This window comes from Janibacter sp. FSL W8-0316 (genome assembly GCF_038004165.1).
GTDB lineage: Bacteria > Actinomycetota > Actinomycetes > Actinomycetales > Dermatophilaceae > Janibacter > Janibacter indicus.
Genome location: NZ_JBBOQX010000001.1, coordinates 2157284 through 2172099 on the forward strand (window position 1 = coordinate 2157284; position 14816 = coordinate 2172099).

The 14816-nt window shown below is 69.4% G+C and carries 14 protein-coding genes; 5 read left to right on the forward strand and 9 right to left on the reverse strand.

All coding sequences use genetic code 11. From position 1 onward, the window contains the following. Positions 1-373 precede the first annotated feature (373 nt). Positions 374-832, forward strand: a complete 459-nt coding sequence (locus tag NYE39_RS10580; RefSeq protein WP_341012645.1) for a hypothetical protein — start codon at positions 374-376, stop codon at positions 830-832. A gap of 43 nt (positions 833-875) precedes the next feature. Here the strand turns inward: NYE39_RS10580 and NYE39_RS10585 are convergent, their stop codons facing one another. Beyond that, positions 876-2315, reverse strand: a complete 1440-nt coding sequence (locus tag NYE39_RS10585; protein WP_341012646.1) for an aminotransferase-like domain-containing protein — start codon at positions 2313-2315, stop codon at positions 876-878. On the opposite strand from NYE39_RS10585, the gene NYE39_RS10590 reads away from it, so the two are divergent. After that, positions 2314-3270: a DMT family transporter gene (locus NYE39_RS10590; RefSeq protein WP_341012647.1), complete on the forward strand. Its 957-nt coding sequence runs from the start codon at positions 2314-2316 to the stop codon at positions 3268-3270. The two genes, NYE39_RS10585 and NYE39_RS10590, sit on opposite strands and share 2 nt — an antisense overlap. 327 nt (positions 3271-3597) lie before the next feature. On the opposite strand, the gene NYE39_RS10595 is transcribed toward NYE39_RS10590, so the two are convergent. The 4 genes from NYE39_RS10595 to NYE39_RS10610 form a co-directional block, all read right to left on the reverse strand. Then, complete coding sequence (locus tag NYE39_RS10595) at positions 3598-3822, reverse strand: hypothetical protein (RefSeq protein WP_341012648.1); 225 nt, start codon at positions 3820-3822, stop codon at positions 3598-3600. Further along, entirely contained in the window at positions 3819-4442 is a 624-nt protein-coding gene (locus NYE39_RS10600; RefSeq protein ID WP_341013408.1) for a TnsA-like heteromeric transposase endonuclease subunit, read from the reverse strand. Before NYE39_RS10600 ends, NYE39_RS10595 begins: the two co-directional genes overlap by 4 nt. A 328-nt stretch (positions 4443-4770) precedes the next feature. After that, positions 4771-6996, reverse strand: coding sequence for a replicative DNA helicase (dnaB, locus tag NYE39_RS10605; RefSeq protein ID WP_445667071.1), 2226 nt, complete (start codon positions 6994-6996; stop codon positions 4771-4773). 375 nt (positions 6997-7371) lie between these two features. After that, positions 7372-7647, reverse strand: a complete 276-nt coding sequence (locus NYE39_RS10610; RefSeq protein WP_072625968.1) for a DUF2277 domain-containing protein — start codon at positions 7645-7647, stop codon at positions 7372-7374. 97 nt (positions 7648-7744) lie between these two features. Here NYE39_RS10610 and NYE39_RS10615 point away from each other — a divergent pair, with 97 nt between their 5' ends. Then, a complete protein-coding gene (locus tag NYE39_RS10615) occupies positions 7745-9193 on the forward strand; it encodes a DHA2 family efflux MFS transporter permease subunit (RefSeq protein ID WP_341012649.1) in 1449 nt (482 codons plus the stop codon). A 124-nt stretch (positions 9194-9317) separates the two neighbouring features. On the opposite strand, the gene NYE39_RS10620 is transcribed toward NYE39_RS10615, so the two are convergent. The 3 genes from NYE39_RS10620 to NYE39_RS10630 are packed head-to-tail and all read right to left on the reverse strand — an operon-like array spanning position 9318 to position 12235. Continuing rightward, the gene (locus tag NYE39_RS10620; protein WP_341012650.1) at positions 9318-10535 is read right to left on the reverse strand and encodes an MFS transporter; all 1218 of its coding nucleotides are present in this window, start codon (positions 10533-10535) and stop codon (positions 9318-9320) included. Then, positions 10532-11575, reverse strand: coding sequence for a LacI family DNA-binding transcriptional regulator (locus NYE39_RS10625; protein ID WP_341012651.1), 1044 nt, complete (start codon positions 11573-11575; stop codon positions 10532-10534). The genes NYE39_RS10620 and NYE39_RS10625 overlap by 4 nt, the downstream gene beginning before the upstream one ends. Beyond that, on the reverse strand, positions 11576-12235 hold the full coding sequence (locus NYE39_RS10630) for a lysoplasmalogenase family protein (protein WP_192911159.1): 660 nt from the start codon (positions 12233-12235) through the stop codon (positions 11576-11578). Between the two features lie 76 nt (positions 12236-12311). On the opposite strand from NYE39_RS10630, the gene NYE39_RS10635 reads away from it, so the two are divergent. Beyond that, entirely contained in the window at positions 12312-12800 is a 489-nt protein-coding gene (locus NYE39_RS10635) for a glutathione peroxidase (protein WP_341012652.1), read from the forward strand. After that, positions 12801-13103 (forward strand): sulfurtransferase TusA family protein, encoded by a 303-nt coding sequence (locus NYE39_RS10640; protein ID WP_185221148.1) that lies wholly within the window; start codon positions 12801-12803, stop codon positions 13101-13103. Between the two features lie 75 nt (positions 13104-13178). Here the strand turns inward: NYE39_RS10640 and NYE39_RS10645 are convergent, their stop codons facing one another. Next, a complete protein-coding gene (locus tag NYE39_RS10645) occupies positions 13179-14621 on the reverse strand; it encodes an alkaline phosphatase PhoX (RefSeq protein WP_341012653.1) in 1443 nt (480 codons plus the stop codon). Between the last annotated feature and the right edge of the window lie 195 nt (positions 14622-14816).

Consider the following 14816-nt stretch of genomic DNA (forward strand, 5'->3'; position numbering starts at 1 on the left):
AGCGTGCACGCTGGCTGGGATCGAAGTGCAGGTGGTCGACTGGACTGATCACACAGTTGACTGGCGCACCTACTCTGCCGCCGTCCTGCGGTCACCGTGGTCCTACACAAGTCGCTTGTCGGAGTTTCTGTCTTGGTGTGAGCACGCCGCGACTCTCACTGACCTGTGGAACCCCCTGGACATCCTCCGCTGGAACCTCGACAAGACCTATGTTCGCGACCTCGCTGCGCAAGGGGTTCCAGTGCCTCTATCCGAGTTCTCAACGGCCGATGAGGGAGCAGATGGAGTGCGACGGAGCATCGCGGCGGTACGGGCGGCTCACCCCGGGTGCGACTTGGTCATTAAGCCCTCCGTCGGGGCCTATTCACGAGGAGTGCGGCGCTTCACCGTAGGCGACGAGGAACAGGCTGTGATGCACGGGATCGACCTTCTCACTTCCACCAAGCGCGTGATGGTCCAGCCCTACCTCAACGGCATCGAAGACCATGGCGAGGTCAACCTCATCTTCTTCGGCGGCGAGCTGTCCCACGCCATCACCAAGGCGCCTCTGCTGACACGCTCCGGACCGGCCGGCGAGCCCACCCAAGATGTCCGTGCACCGCACGAACCATCCCAGGCAGAGGTGGAAGTCGCCCGGGCTGCGCTTGAGGCCAGTCGGGGCCGGACCACGACCGTGGGACCGTTGCTCTATGCGCGGGTGGACCTCGTCGATGACTCCGATGGGCAACCGCTTGTTCACGAGCTCGAGCTCGTCGAACCGTCCCTGAGCCTGTGCTTCGCCCCTGGAAGCGCAGGTCGCTTCGCCGAAATCCTCGCGCAACGCTGTGGCTGACACCGGCCAAGAGCTCGGCTGGCAACTAGCCCCTGGACCACCACTATCCCCTCTCGGCGATGGCCAGACCAAGCCGACGAACCCCGGCCGCAGCGTCCGCAGCGGATGGGGCTGCGACATAGCTGATGCGGAGGCGATCTGTCGCCCCTCCAGTGCTGGAGTAGTTGCTGCCTGGGGTGACGGACACACCGAGTTGCAGGGCCCTCAGCGCTAAGTCCCTGTCACTCGTCCCAGGCGGTATCTGAATCCACAGGTGGTAGCCACCTCGAGGCTGATGGGTGAAGGTGCCCATGGGAAGGTTCTGCCGAATGGCCTCCACCGTGGCGGCCCGCCGCTGCGTTAACGCTGCGGACAGAACACGGACCGCCCGCGGCCAGGAAGGGCCCGCAAGCACGTCCAAGGCTGTGTGTTGCAGAACCGCCGGAACGAACATGGTGTCGACCATGTGCGCTGCTCGTAGGCGCGCCATCACGGGACCTCGACCCGCCACTCCGGCAATCCGCAGGTTCGGCGACGTTGGCTTGGTCAAAGACCTGATGTGTACAACGACACCAGCTGAATCCTTCTCGATTAGCGGCCGGGCTAGGGGCGCGGCATCGGTGTGAGTCAGATAGCGCGCGAAGTCGTCCTCGACGAGGAAGGCCCCGTGCCGGATAGCCAGATCAACGAGCTCGCGCTGCCGCTCCTCGCCCTGGGTAGCACCCGTTGGGTTCTGGAAGGTGGGCTGCACAACGACGAGGCGGGCGCCCGTCTGGACTAGGGCCCGCTCGAGGTGCCCGGGTTGGATGCCCTCATGGTCCATCGGCACCGGGACCACACGCAGACCAGCGCCTTGGGCCGCTGCGAGAATCCCCGGGTAGGTGGGCGTCTCAACGATCACAGGATCTCCAGGACCAGCGATCGCGTGCATCGTCAGCGAAAGAGCGGCCTGGCCACCGGAGGTGATCAACACGTCGTGCCGAGCGAGTCCCCCACCGATCTCCGTAGCCAACCAGTCGCGCAACTCGGGCAGCCCCGCAGCCTCCGGACGCTCCCACGCCTCGGTACGACGCCCAACCTTGCCCAAAGCCTTCGACAACAGATCCAGCGGCTGCAGGTCCGGATGCAGGTAACCCCCGTTGAGATCAACCACGTCCGTCCCCGGCGAACTCAGCGTTGCCCCCAACGCACTCGCGTCGTGATGACGGAGCGGGATCAGATCTACCCCCGTCCCCGGCGTGATCCCCAACGCCGCGTCCTGCCACCCGGTATCGACGTGCGGGAGGGAAGGGCGAGCCGCGCAGCGGAAACTGCCCGCACCAGGGCGGGACTCGATCAACCCCTGACGGTTCAGGCTAGTCAAAGCCCGAGAGACCGTAGTGGCACTCGCACCGAACCGTGCCACCAACTGCCGGTGCGTCGGAATCCGCGCTCCTGCTGGGAGTGCCTCGAACTCCCGATACAAAGACTCCGCGAGCGCTCGCCAACTGCTATCGTTGTTCATGACAAGCCATGATAGCGCTACTATACGACCGACGGTAGCACCCACCGCCACGCAGGGAACGATCTTCGCGCTCCTCGGGGTCCTCAGCTTCTCCTTCAGCTTCCCCGCGACCGTGTGGGCCCTCGATGGCTTCGGCCCGTGGACCGCCACTGGTCTGCGAGGAGTGCTCGCCGCCGCAATCGCCGCCGTCGCGCTCCTAGCCACTCGCGCCCAACTTCCCCAGAGAAGCGACTGGGCCGGACTTGGAGTCGTCGCCCTCGGCTGCGTCGTGGGCTTTCCCCTGTTGACCACCCTCGCCCTACAAACCTCATCCACCGCCCACTCCGCCGTGGTTATCGGAGCGCTCCCGATGGCCACCGCAAGCATCTCGGCACTACTAACGGGGCGCCGCCTCCCAGCAACGTTCTGGCTCGCCGCAACCGCTGGCACAGCTGTCGTGGTCATCTTCGCCCTAGCCCAGAACCAAGGACGTCCAACCGTCGCCGACCTCTACCTCCTCGGGGCCTTACTCCTCTGCGCCGCTGGTTACGCCGAAGGAGGACGACTCGCCGGGCACATGTCCAGCTGGAAAGTGATCGCCTGGGGAGTTCTCTTCGCCGCCCCGATCAATCTGATCGTCTCGGGCGTGGCCATCGGCTATGAGCCCCTGCATGTGACACCGCTCAGCATCGCCGGCATGGCCTACATCGCCGCGATCTCCCAGTTCGGCGGCTTCGTCCTCTTGTACCGAGGAATGGGGCTGATCGGTGTCGCTCGCGCTAGCCAACTCCAACTCGCGCAACCACTACTCACCCTGATCTGGTCTGTCCTGATTATGGGAGAGACCCTCACTCTGGCTGTGCCTATTGCTGCGGTTGCCGTTCTGGGCTGCATAGTTGTCACGCAACGCACCGCCACCCCCAAGCAGGCGCCAACAGGCCATAGAACTCCTCAGAAAATCGGCCGTTCAGGGTGACCGTTCGGGGACTGATCACGGCCGAGATAGCCCGTGCAGCGTGACAGGACAAGTCGCAAGAACGGAACAGCGTATGGCTCCGCCTTCGTCTCGGAGCGAAGTCGGACAGGGCATGAGGATTGGTCAGCCGTGGTCGAGATGCGGTACGGGCACGTAGATAGATAGTTCGGGGAGATTCGTGATGGATATGCTGGAATTTATGCTGGTATCGGCGGGCGTAGTGGCGTGGCTGGCTACGTTGGGAAGGCAAGCTATGCCTAAAGCTGAACGCCTTCCCCTAAAATCCTGGCGACTGCGAGAACTGATGTCGAATGTGACTATTGGATATCACCAGCTTGTGTGTGTGAACCGGTGGCGGAATGGACCCACCACGGCGTCAACACGGCCGTTGAACACCCCCGTAGCGACCTCAAGATCCTCGAACCGGACGTCGTCGACGTCGCCGTGAATGGTTTGCACCCGGATGCTGAGCGGACGAACACCCACCACCACCAGCGGTCCGTCCTGCCCCAAGATGGTGGCCCCTTCATGCAGCGCGACACGCGCACTCATGACTGCGCACCCGCCCACACCAGGGGCGTGTCCTCTCCCCAGCGGCCCGCAAGGTCGAGCTCGAGATCACCGCGCCATGCCAGGTGCCACATGGTCGAGAGCAGGTAGCCGCCATCATCAGTGGCGGCGACCTGGCCGAAGGTCACAGCAGAGTCGCGAGTGAGCTCGCGCAGGCGCACTGTCGCGGCCGGCATCCACGGCTGCTCCCGACGAGCCATCGACAACCACCGCAAGTTGACCTCCTCGGCCCGGGACAGCCCCGAGAAGACTCGGTACTCCCATCCGCGGGCCGCGCAGGCCTTGGCGGTCTGCTCGGCCTTCCAGGTGAAGTCGATGTCCTGCATCTCGACCGGTCGGGCATCCCAGACCGTCACCTCGCCATCGATGGTCTCGCTCATCAAGTCGGGGTAGTGAGACTTCTTCGGCGACCACGTCAGCAGGAACGGCTGGGCCACCAACCACGAGACGCGCCGGTCCCGATCCAGGGACATCATCAGTTGATGCTCCAGACCCGACTCCAAGGTGAGCTCGTCCCCGGTCGTCATCGAGATCGCGTGCACGGGAACGTTCCTGGAGTACGTCGACGAGCGAACCTGCCTCACCGACCGCAGCAGTCGCACATTCGGCGGGCCCAGGCTCCAGTCCCAACCCGCGGCGACCCGGTCTTCGATCGCGAAGGACCACTCGGGCCCCACGGATTGAGTTTCCGGCGTAGCAACATCTACTGTGGACACAACGACTCCTCCTGCCACCCAGCCAAGGGATCAGGTAGTTGTTCACGAGGGCGTCCCGGGCCAACGGGACGCCCTCGAACTTTGTCTGCACAGCGACACTATCGAACGCTGGCGCTCCAATACCACGCCGTGGGCGAAACTCCTAACGACACGCCGCAAGTGGCCGTAAACAATGTACAGAGCCGTTTGTACAAACTAGGCCCCCTCTCTACAATCAGAACCCGCCCGAGTCCTTGGCAAGGTTGGAGAAGCGGGCGTAGTGCCCCTGGAAACCGAGGACGATGTCGGCGGTCGGGCCGTTTCGGTGCTTGGCCACGATGACGTCGGCCTCCCCTTCGCGCTCGGACCCGGGGTCTCGATCGCGGTGGAGAAGTATAACCAAGTCTGCGTCCTGTTCAATAGAGCCTGATTCTCTCAGGTCGCTCATCGCCGGACGCTTGTCGGTGCGCTGCTCGGGACCACGGTTCAGCTGCGAGATCGCGATGACCGGCACCTGCAGCTCCTTGGCCAGCAGCTTGAGGGCTCGGGAAAACTCGGAGACCTCCTGCTGGCGGGACTCGACCTTCTTGCCCGAGGTCATCAGCTGCAGGTAGTCGATGACGATGAGCTTGAGGTTGTGCTGCTGCTTCAAGCGCCGCGCCTTGGCCCGGATCTCCATGAGCGCGAGGTTGGGCGAGTCGTCGATGTAGAGCGGGCTGTCGCTGATTCGGCCGACAACCCGGGAGAGCTTGCGCCAGTCGGGGTCGCTCATCTTGCCGCGCCGCAGGTGCTGCAGCTGGATGCTCGCCTCGGCCGCGAGGACACGCATGGTGATCTCGCTGCGGCTCATCTCGAGGGAGAAGATCGCGGTCGCCATCTGGTGGTGGATCGCCGCCGCGCGGGCGATGTCCACACCCAGCGTGCTGTTGTGGGTCGGGACCATCGAGCGACCCGCGAGGTACAGGTGGTCCGCGTTGTCTACCTCGACGCAGCGCACCGGGACCGACGGGATGCGACGGACGTCCGTGATGACCCGCGGCATGACGGGCCCGCGCAGTTCCTTGTGCCGGATCGCCAGGCGCTCGACCCGGAAGATGTCGGCGTCCGCGCTGAAGGCCACCGCGTGGCCACTCACCTCGTCGACGCGGAATCCCAGACCGCGCACGAGGTCGGTCACGTCACGCTGGCTCGCACTGCTCAGACCGTCGACGACGACGCGACCCGCGTCGTCCACCGAGCCCGCGACATCGACGAGGCCGGCAAGCACGGAGCGCCGCGACGACCGGTCCGCGCGGAGGACGAGGGCAATCCCCCCTTCGTCCTGACCCGCCGTACGGAGCAGCGGCGTAGCGTCAAAATCGCCCGCCAGCCACATCGCGACCTCGGGCTCAACTTCGGCGCGACCCGAGCAGTCACGTCCCATCGCCACACCCAGGGCGTACGCGCCCTCGATCGCCTCGGCCCCGGGCAGGTCCAGCGCCTCCGCGAAGGCCACCTCGTGACGCTCCGACAGCGTCGCCGCGATCTGCTCCGTCGTGCGCACCGCGGCCGTCGTCTGCCACTGGTGCTGCGCATCCGCCACGATCACCGAGCCGTCCGAGAACTCGACCTCGTAGCAGGGCCGCTCGGTCATGACCTCGGTCGCCGCAACGACAGTCGTCGCCCGGCCCTCGGCGTCGATGAGCTGGTCACCGACGGCGACCTCAGCCATGGTCGTCCAGCCGGTCGGAGTGGGCAGCGGGGTGTCGAGGGCGAGCGCCTTGCCGATTGCCGGCCTGGCCGCGACGACAATCATCTGCCCCGGGTGCAGGCCGTGCGTCAGCTCGTCGAGGTCGGTGAAGCCCGTCGGCACACCGGTCATCTCGTCGGTGCGACCGGCGGCGACCTCGATCTCGGTCATCGTCTCGTTGAGCGTGTCCCACAGTGGGGCGTAGTCCTCGCCGCCACGCTTCTCGGCGACGGTGTAGACCTCGGCCTGCGCGGCGTTGACGATCTCCTCCACGTCGCCGCCGCCCTGGGCGTAGCCCATCTGGACGATCTTGGTCCCGGCCTCGACGAGGCGGCGCAGCACCGCCCGCTCGGCGACGATCTGCGCGTAGTAGCCGGCGTTGGCCGCGGTCGGCACCGACTGGATCAGGTCGTGCAGATAGGCCTGGCCGCCGGCGCGCTGCAGATCGCCGCGCTTGCTCAGCTCGTCGGAGACGGTGATCGCGTCGGCCGGCTCGCCGCGGCTGTAGAGGTCGATGACCGCGTCGAAGATCAGCTCGTGGGCCGGCTTGTAGAAGTCGTGCCCGCGCACCGCTTCACCGACATCGGCGATCGCGTCCTTCGACAGCAGCATGCCGCCGAGGACCGACTGCTCGGCGCCCAGGTCCTGCGGGGGCAGCCGGTCGGCGGGAGGCCTGGACGAGTAGGAGTCAGAGTCGCCGAATGACCTCGTGTCCTGCTCGAACGTCGTCACCCGGGCTACCCTCCGTCTCCTGCACCGGACCCGGCCGAAGGGGGGGTCCGCACGCCCCCGCGAGGGGACGTCAGAGCACTGTCGCACCCGGTGCCGACAACGCCAAACGGCCCTGTGGACAGAGGTGTGGACCGGGTGTGGACGACGCGCCACTGGTCTGTGCACAGCCCGTGGACAAGTCTGTGGATCTCCGGTCCGTACCAGCGCCGACACCGCCTCTGACCTGCGCAAACACCGAGGAACAGGTGTGGACCCCAAAAAGTTCAGCCAGTCCACCATCCACAGACCACGACGTGCTCCGCGACACATCGGGGCCGATCCCGCAAGCCCCGTATCGCCGGACGGCCCGCCCGGTCACACGGGTCCCGGGAGCTTTCAGCCGGCGCGCTCGTAGCGGGCCCGCGCCCGCTCCTTGGCCTTGGCCGCCTCGACCTCGCGGTCCTTCGGCGGCGCATTGGTCACGAGGTGGTCGAGCAGGTGCTGGGTCACCTGCGCGATCTCCTCGACCGCCTCGTCGAAGGCGGCCTGGTTGGCCTGGCTCGGCTTCGTCGACCCGCTCACCTTGCGCACGTACTGGAGGGCGGCGGCGCGTACCTCGTCGGTCGTGGCCGGGGGCTCGAAGTTGTGCAGCTGTCGGATGTTTCGGCACATGCCATCCAGTCTCCTCCTGCTGACCGACAGGAGCACCCCCCTTCGCCGGTCACAAGGCATTTGGTCGCTGCCGGTGGGCTGGCGGACCATGGAGGACATGCCCATCACCGCGGCGGCGCCGCACCCCGTGACCACCCCTGCCCAGACGACGCTGATCCTGCGCGTGCTGACGGTGGCCACCTTCGTCGTGATCCTCAACGAGACGATCATGAACAACGCCATCCCGCGGCTCATGGACGACTTCGGCGTCGTCGAGACCTCCGCGCAGTGGCTGACGACTGCCTTCATGCTGACGATGGCCGTCGTCATCCCGATGACCGGCTGGATCATGCGACGCCTGGCGACGCGGCGCACCTTCGCCCTGGCGATGGGCCTCTTCACGGTCGGCACGACGATCGCCGCGGCCGCCCCGACCTTCGAGGTGCTCGTCGCCGCCCGCGTCGTGCAGGCCGGCGGCACCGCGGTGATGATCCCGCTGCTCATGACCACCCTCATGGACCTCGTGCCCGTCGCCGACCGCGGCCGCACCATGGGCAATGTCTCGCTCGTCATCGCCGTCGCCCCCGCGATGGGCCCGGCCGTCTCCGGGGTCCTGCTCGAGCTCGGCACGTGGCGGCTGATCTTCCTCGCCGTGCTGCCGATCGCCGCCGCCTCCCTCGCCCTCGGCCTGCGTCTGCTGCCCGACACCGGCGAGCGCGAGCACAGCCGCCTCGACCTGCCGAGCGTCGCCCTGGCGGTCGTCGGCTTCGGCGGCATCGTCTACGGCCTATCGAGCCTCGGTGGCGGCCACGGCGGCGAAGGGGGTCCCGCTCCCGAGCCCGTCGTCGACCCCCTCCTCGCGGCCGGCGTCGCAGCCCTCGCCCTCGCGGTCTTCGCCTGGCGACAGCTGACCCTCGCTCGCACCGGCGACCCGCTCATGGACCTGCGCGCCTTCCGGCACCGCAGCTTCACCGGTGCCTTCGTCACGATGTGCCTCGGCTTCGCCGCGCTCATCAGCTCGGTCATCCTGCTGCCGATCCACCTCCAGCGCGGGCTGGGCCTGAGCACCCTCGAGACCGGGCTGCTGCTCATCCCCGGCGGCCTGGCCATGGGCCTGCTCGGGCCGTCGATCGGACGGCTCTACGACCGCATCGGCGCCCGACGCCTCGTCGTCCCCGGCGCGGTCGGCATGACCCTGTCGCTGACGCTCTTCGCCGTGCTGCTGCCGCACGTCGGCATGTGGACCGTGCTCATCCTGCACGTGCTGCTCAGTCTCTCGCTCGCCCTGCTCTTCACCCCGCTCTTCACCGCGGGCCTGGGGTCGCTGCCGCACTCGCTGCACGCCCACGGGTCGGCGCTGCTCGGCTCCTCGCAGCAGGTCTTCGGCGCCGCCGGCACCGCGACGAGCATCGCCGTCATGTCCCTCGTCGCCGGGTCCGACCCGAGCACGGCCGAGCGCACCTCGGGCGTCCAGGCCGCCTTCGTCATGCTCGCGGTGGCCGCGGCGGTGAGCGTCGCGACCTGCCTCATGGTCAGCACACCGGTCGAGGACCCGGCCGACGAGTAGCCGCGGGGAGTGCGGGGTCCTTGCGAGGGCTACGCCCCTGACTCGTGCCGTGGATCATGATTCACGGCACGAGTCAGGGGCGTAGCGGCCCGCGCCGGCCCACCCTGCCGGGCCCCGGTCCCGGTCAGCGCACCCCGGGCACGAGCGACGGCGTGCGCCGCAGCAGCACCGCCAGCACCACGACGAGCAGCATGAGCACCACGGACAGCGCCACCGAGCCCGGCCAGCCGGCCCGGGTCCACGCGGCGCCGGAGGCGGTGCCGAAGACCGCGGACCCGAGGTAGTACGTGAAGAGGTACAGCGAGGCCGCCTGGCCGGCGCTCGTCCCGCCGAGGTGGGCCCGCAGCGGCACCCAGCCGCTCGCCACCCCGTGCACGGCGAAGAAGCCGATGACGAGCAGGCCCATCCCGGCGACGACGAGCGACAGCACGTCGGGCAGCGTGAGCAGCGCCCCGACGATCGCGACGGCCGCCCCGATCGGGATGACCGTGCGCCGGCCGTGACGGTCGGCGAGGTCGCCGAACCACGTCGAGCTGACCGTCCCCAGCGGGTAGACGAGGAAGACGAGGCTCGCCGCACCGATCCCCAGCGCGAAGGGGGGATCCGCCAGCCGGAAGCCGATGGTGTTGAAGAGCGCGACCATCGCCCCGAGCGAGCAGCCGCCGATGGCGTAGAGGGCGAGCAGCGCCGGGTCCGACAGGGCCCGTCGGGTCATCGCCGACAGCGCACGCGGGTTGCCCGGCGCCGGCTCGAAGCCCCGCGAGGCCGGCAGTGCGAGCCGCACGAGGACCGCGCACGCCAGGCCGACGAGCACCGTCGCGGCGATGCCCCAGCGCCACCCGCCGCCCAGCTCCGCGCCGAATCCGGAGACGAGTCGGCCCGACATCCCGCCGAAGGCCGTGCCCCCGACGTAGAGCCCGGCGGCGCGCCCGTGGCTCGAGGGGTGCAGCTCCTCGCGCAGGTAGGCCGTCGCGACCGCGGGCAGCCCGGCGAGCGCGAAGCCGTCCGCAAAGCGCAGCGCGAGCAGCGCCTCCCAGGTCGGCGCGAGCGCCGAGGCGAAGCCGATGACGACCGAGGCCCCGAGCGAGAGGTGGATCAGGCAGGTGCGTCCGACGACGTCGGAGAGCGGACCGGCAATGAGCAACCCGGCGCCGATGCCGAACATCGCCAGCGACACGCTGAGGGTCGAGGCACCCGTCGAGACGTCGAAGTCGCGCCGCAGGTCCGGCAGCAGTGCCTGCGTCGAGTACAGCAGGGTGAAGGTCGCGAGTCCCGCCGCGAAGAGCGACCAGACGATCCGCCGGTAGCCGCTGCTGCCCGGCAGGTAGCCCTCGTGCCTCACGCCGACCCCCGGACCATCCGCGCGGGGATGTTGTGCCGGGTGACGACCTGCACCCCCGACGCGAGCGAGGTCGGCGCCCCCGGGACGAGCCGGTGGTGCTGGAGCACAGCGGTGATCGCGGCGCGCGCGTCCTCGCGCAGGTCGTGATGGAGCACGAGGTCGATCTCGCCCGTGCGCAGCAGCCCGAGGTTGTCGGCGTCGAGGTCGTGCCCGACGTAGACCGAAGGGGGGACCCCCTTCGCGCGGAGCGTCGCGAGGATCGCCCGGTTGGCGCCTCCGACGGAGTACACCCCGAGGGGTGCCGTGACGTCCTCGAGCTCGGCTGCGACGACGGCCGCGGTCGCAGCGTCGAGCCCGTCGGCATCGGCGACCCGGCGCACCTCGACGTGCGGTGCGGTGGCGCTCATCTGCTCGACGAAGGCCTCGACCCGGGTCCGCTCCCCGACGAAGGAGGAGCGGCTCAGCGTGACGAGGACGCTCGCGAGATCGCCTCTGCCCCAGTGCTGCACGAGGTGCGCGGCGGTGCGGCCGGCCGAGACGTGGTCCGGCCCGGCATAGGCGATGCGCCGCGATCCGTGCACGTCGGTGACGAGGGTGACCGCGGGGACCCCGCGGTCGGCGAGGTCGTCGATCGCGGCCGCGACGGCCGGCTCGTCGGGGACCTTGAGGAGCACGCCGTGGCTGGTCCGCCCCCTTCGCCCGATGCCCTCGAGCGTGGCGACGACGTCGTCGACCGTGCCCGACTCCCGCAGGTGGTAGCGGGCGCGCACGGCGGCCGGCCGCAGCCCGCTCAGCTGGGACTCCAGCGCCGCCGTGACCTCTCCGCTGAAGCGGTCGGGAGCCTGCATGACGACGTCGAGGACGAGCGAGCGTGCCCCCAGGCGCAGGGCGCTCGCCTGCCGGTCGAGCTCGGCGACCGCCTGCTCCACCGCGCGGACGGCGCGGGGACTGGCACCCGGCCGGCCGTGGAGGACCCGATCGACGGTGGCCTCGGACAGGCCGGCCTGCTCGGCGATGTCGGCGACGCGGTGGCTGCGCACTCAGCCCCGCAGCGGTCGGGCCGCCCGGTCGTGGTGCGCGATCGAGGCGACGAGGAGGAACTGGGCGATCACATAGGTGAGCATGACGAGCACGCTGTGGAGCGGCAGCTCGACGAGGGCGAAGGTGCGCAGCGCGATGAGCCCGTCGGAGACGAGGAAGACGACGGCGCCGACCGTCGCGACCCGGTCGAGTCCGGTCGCGAGGACGGCCATGGTGACGATGGCGGCCCCGTAGACGAGGACCGGCCAGATCGCTCCCGTCCACAGCGCGGTGAAGACCAGCACGGCGAGCACCGCCACGACACAGGGGGCGACGAGGACCGGTCGGGTGCGCGCGATGCTCCGGTCGACGAAGGGCAGGAAGGCTGCGGCATAGGCGATCTGGGCGAGCAGGAAGGGCACGACCATCGCCCAGAAGCCAGCGTCGCTGCCGTCCTCGAAGAACCGCGGGAGCGTGTCGCCGAGCCACGAGAGGCCGAGCGCCGCGAGGGCCAGACGCGCGAGCTGCGACTTCGGGTCCGGGGTGGTGGTCCACAGCAGCCACGCGAGCACGGGCATGAGCAGCACCTGGGTGAGGTCGGCGAGCACACCCCCCGGGTCCACCGCCTGGGATGCCAGGTGGACGAGGGTGACGACCACGAGGGCGGCGAGCGCGGGCATGGCCCGAGCCTACGGCGACCCCGCTGGTGGAGGTGCGACGAAGGAGCCTCGACACCCGACGGTCTATCGTCGGGCCATGAGTCTCCTCGACGCCCCCATCGCCCGCCTCGACGGCACCCCCGGCACGCTGCGCGACCTCACCGGCGGCCGGCCGGCGCTCCTCGTCAACGTCGCCAGCAAGTGCGGCCTCACCCCGCAGTACACCGCGCTCGAGGCGCTGCACGAGGAGTACGCCCCGCAGGGGTTCACCGTCGTCGGGCTGCCGTGCAACCAGTTCGGCGGGCAGGAGCCGGGCACGGCCGAGGAGATCGCCGAGTTCTGCTCCGCCACCTACGGCGTGACCTTCCCCATGAGCGAAAAGGTCGAGGTCAACGGCCCCGGCCGCCACGCCGTCTACGCGGGCCTGGTCGACACCCCGGACGAGGCCGGCGAGAGCGGCGACATCCGGTGGAACTTCGAGAAGTTCGTCATCAGCGCCGACGGGACGCCGCTCGCCCGCTTCAGCCCCCAGGTCACGCCCGACGACGAGCGGGTGCTGACCTCCCTTCGCTCCGCCATCGGCTGAGTGGACGCGACGGAGCAGCCGGCCGAGACCATCGACGGCGGCGACCTGTCCTGCGCGCGGCTGCTCGTCCTGCTGCGCGCGCGGGTCACCGAGCTGCCCGCCGGCAGCATCGTGCACCTGAGCACCACCGACCCGGTGGCGCCCATCGACCTGCCGGCGTGGTGCCGGATCACCGGCCACGACTACTTGGGCGTCGCCGAGCCCGGCCCGCCCCCGGTCTACGCGGTGCGGGTGGGGGCCAGCCCGGTCGAGACCCGACCGGACCGGCCCTGGCACCCCATCGACCCCACGATTTCCGGGTGACCCGAGAAACCCGCGGTTCGCAAAGGTTTGAAACTCTTGCGAACCGCGGGTTTCTCTTGCTGAGCGCGAAGGGGGTCAGCCGCGGGCCGACTCCCGGGCGTTGGACGGACGACCCCACGGCCCGGTGATCGCAAAGGTGCGGCCCGGGTCGCCCTGGATGTTGGCGAAGAGGGTCGTGCCCGTAGCGTCGAAGGTCGGGCCCGCCCACTCGCTGTCGTCGACGAGGTTGAGCGCGAGGCGGTAGGCCTTGCCCTGGTCGGTGACGCCGATGAGCTGCGACGCGCCCTCGCCGTCCTCGGCGAGGACGAGCCCACCGTGGGGCGAGACGGTGATGTTGTCCGGGCCGTCGACGCCGGCGCCGTCCTCGTTGACCGCGAAGATCGTCGTCAGCGTGATCGTCTGCTTGCGGGGGTCGAAGAACCACACCTGGCCGTCGTGCTCGTGGAGCGAGCCGTCGTCGCTGCGGGCATAGCTCGAGACGACGTAGACGCCGCCGTCGCCCCACCACTGACCCTCGAGCTTGCGCGCGCGGGTCACCTCGTCGTCGGCGAGCTGCTCACGGATCGGGGTCTCCCGAGCGTCGCGGTCGGGGACCTCGACCCAGCGCACGGTGTAGGTGGTGTTGGTCTTCGTCGCCTTCGACAGGTCAGTGACGTGGGCGCCGTTGCGCTCGAAGGCGACGAGCGCCTCGAGGGTGCCGACCTCGACGGCGCCGTCGGCCGCGAGCACGTGGAGTGCGCCCTTGCCCTGGCGGTAGCCGGCGGGCGGGGTCCAGCGGTAGAAGAGGCCGTTGGGCTCGTCGGCGTCCTCGGTGAGGTAGATCCGGCCGGTCGCCTCCTCGACGACGGCGGCCTCGTGCTCGAAGCGCCCGAGGAACTTCAGCGGGATGTTGGCCTTGCCGATGTTGGCCGCCTGGCTGGTCGGGTCGACCTCGAAGACGTAGCCGTGGTCCTGCTCGAAGGTGTAGGTGACGCCATCGTCCTCGTGGGTGCCGGCGCGCTCGTCGGTCTCCTCGCAGGTCAGCCACGTGCCCCACGGCGTGATGCCGCCGGCGCAGTTGTCGACGGTGCCGGCCACCGAGGTGTAGTGCTCGAGCACGGTGTTGTCGGCGTCCACGACGAGGGTGGAGGTTCCCCCCTTCGCCCCGCGGTCGTAGACCAGTCCGTCGACGTGCGGGACGGCGCCGTCGTCGGCACCACCGATCTCGTGGTTGCAAACGATCGTCGAGCCGCCGCCGGCACGGGCGAAGGCACCCATCGCGTCCTGGCTGCCGGCCACGGCGTAGCCGCCGACCGTGGTCGTGCCGGACTCGGCGAGGACCGTGTAGCTGAAGCCCTGCGGCAGGGCGAGCAGCTCACCGGCGGGACGAAGGGGGCCGTAGCCGGCGGCCAGGCGGGTGGTCTGCGCGGCGGTGGCGTGCGCGGCGAAGGGGGCCGAGCTGCCGGCGACGAGCAGGCCGAGGGCGCCGGCGGAGCCGCCGAGCAGGGTGCGGCGGTCGATGGGGGCGGGGGTGGACATGGGGACTCCTGGGATCGGTCGAGGGGACGCCCGCAGTCCAGCAAGCAGGTGTTCGCCCGGGGCGACCCTCACGGGTCCTCCGGGCGAACGGTGGGTGAATCGTTGGCCGCGCTCAGGCGGCGAGCAGCGCGTCGAGCTGGCTGACCGCGGACGTCGAGCCCTCGACGACGCCCATGTCGAGCACCTTCTGCATGT

Coding starts and splice junctions, on each gene's coding strand:
- NYE39_RS10590 (WP_341012647.1), top strand. CDS start 2,314: ATGACAAGCCATGATAGCGCTACTATACGACCGACGGTAGCACCCACC.
- NYE39_RS10585 (WP_341012646.1), bottom strand. CDS start 2,315: ATGAACAACGATAGCAGTTGGCGAGCGCTCGCGGAGTCTTTGTATCGG.
- NYE39_RS10595 (WP_341012648.1), bottom strand. CDS start 3,822: ATGAGTGCGCGTGTCGCGCTGCATGAAGGGGCCACCATCTTGGGGCAG.
- NYE39_RS10610 (WP_072625968.1), bottom strand. CDS start 7,647: ATGTGCCGAAACATCCGACAGCTGCACAACTTCGAGCCCCCGGCCACG.
- NYE39_RS10615 (WP_341012649.1), top strand. CDS start 7,745: ATGCCCATCACCGCGGCGGCGCCGCACCCCGTGACCACCCCTGCCCAG.
- NYE39_RS10630 (WP_192911159.1), bottom strand. CDS start 12,235: ATGCCCGCGCTCGCCGCCCTCGTGGTCGTCACCCTCGTCCACCTGGCA.
- NYE39_RS10635 (WP_341012652.1), top strand. CDS start 12,312: ATGAGTCTCCTCGACGCCCCCATCGCCCGCCTCGACGGCACCCCCGGC.
- NYE39_RS10645 (WP_341012653.1), bottom strand. CDS start 14,621: ATGTCCACCCCCGCCCCCATCGACCGCCGCACCCTGCTCGGCGGCTCC.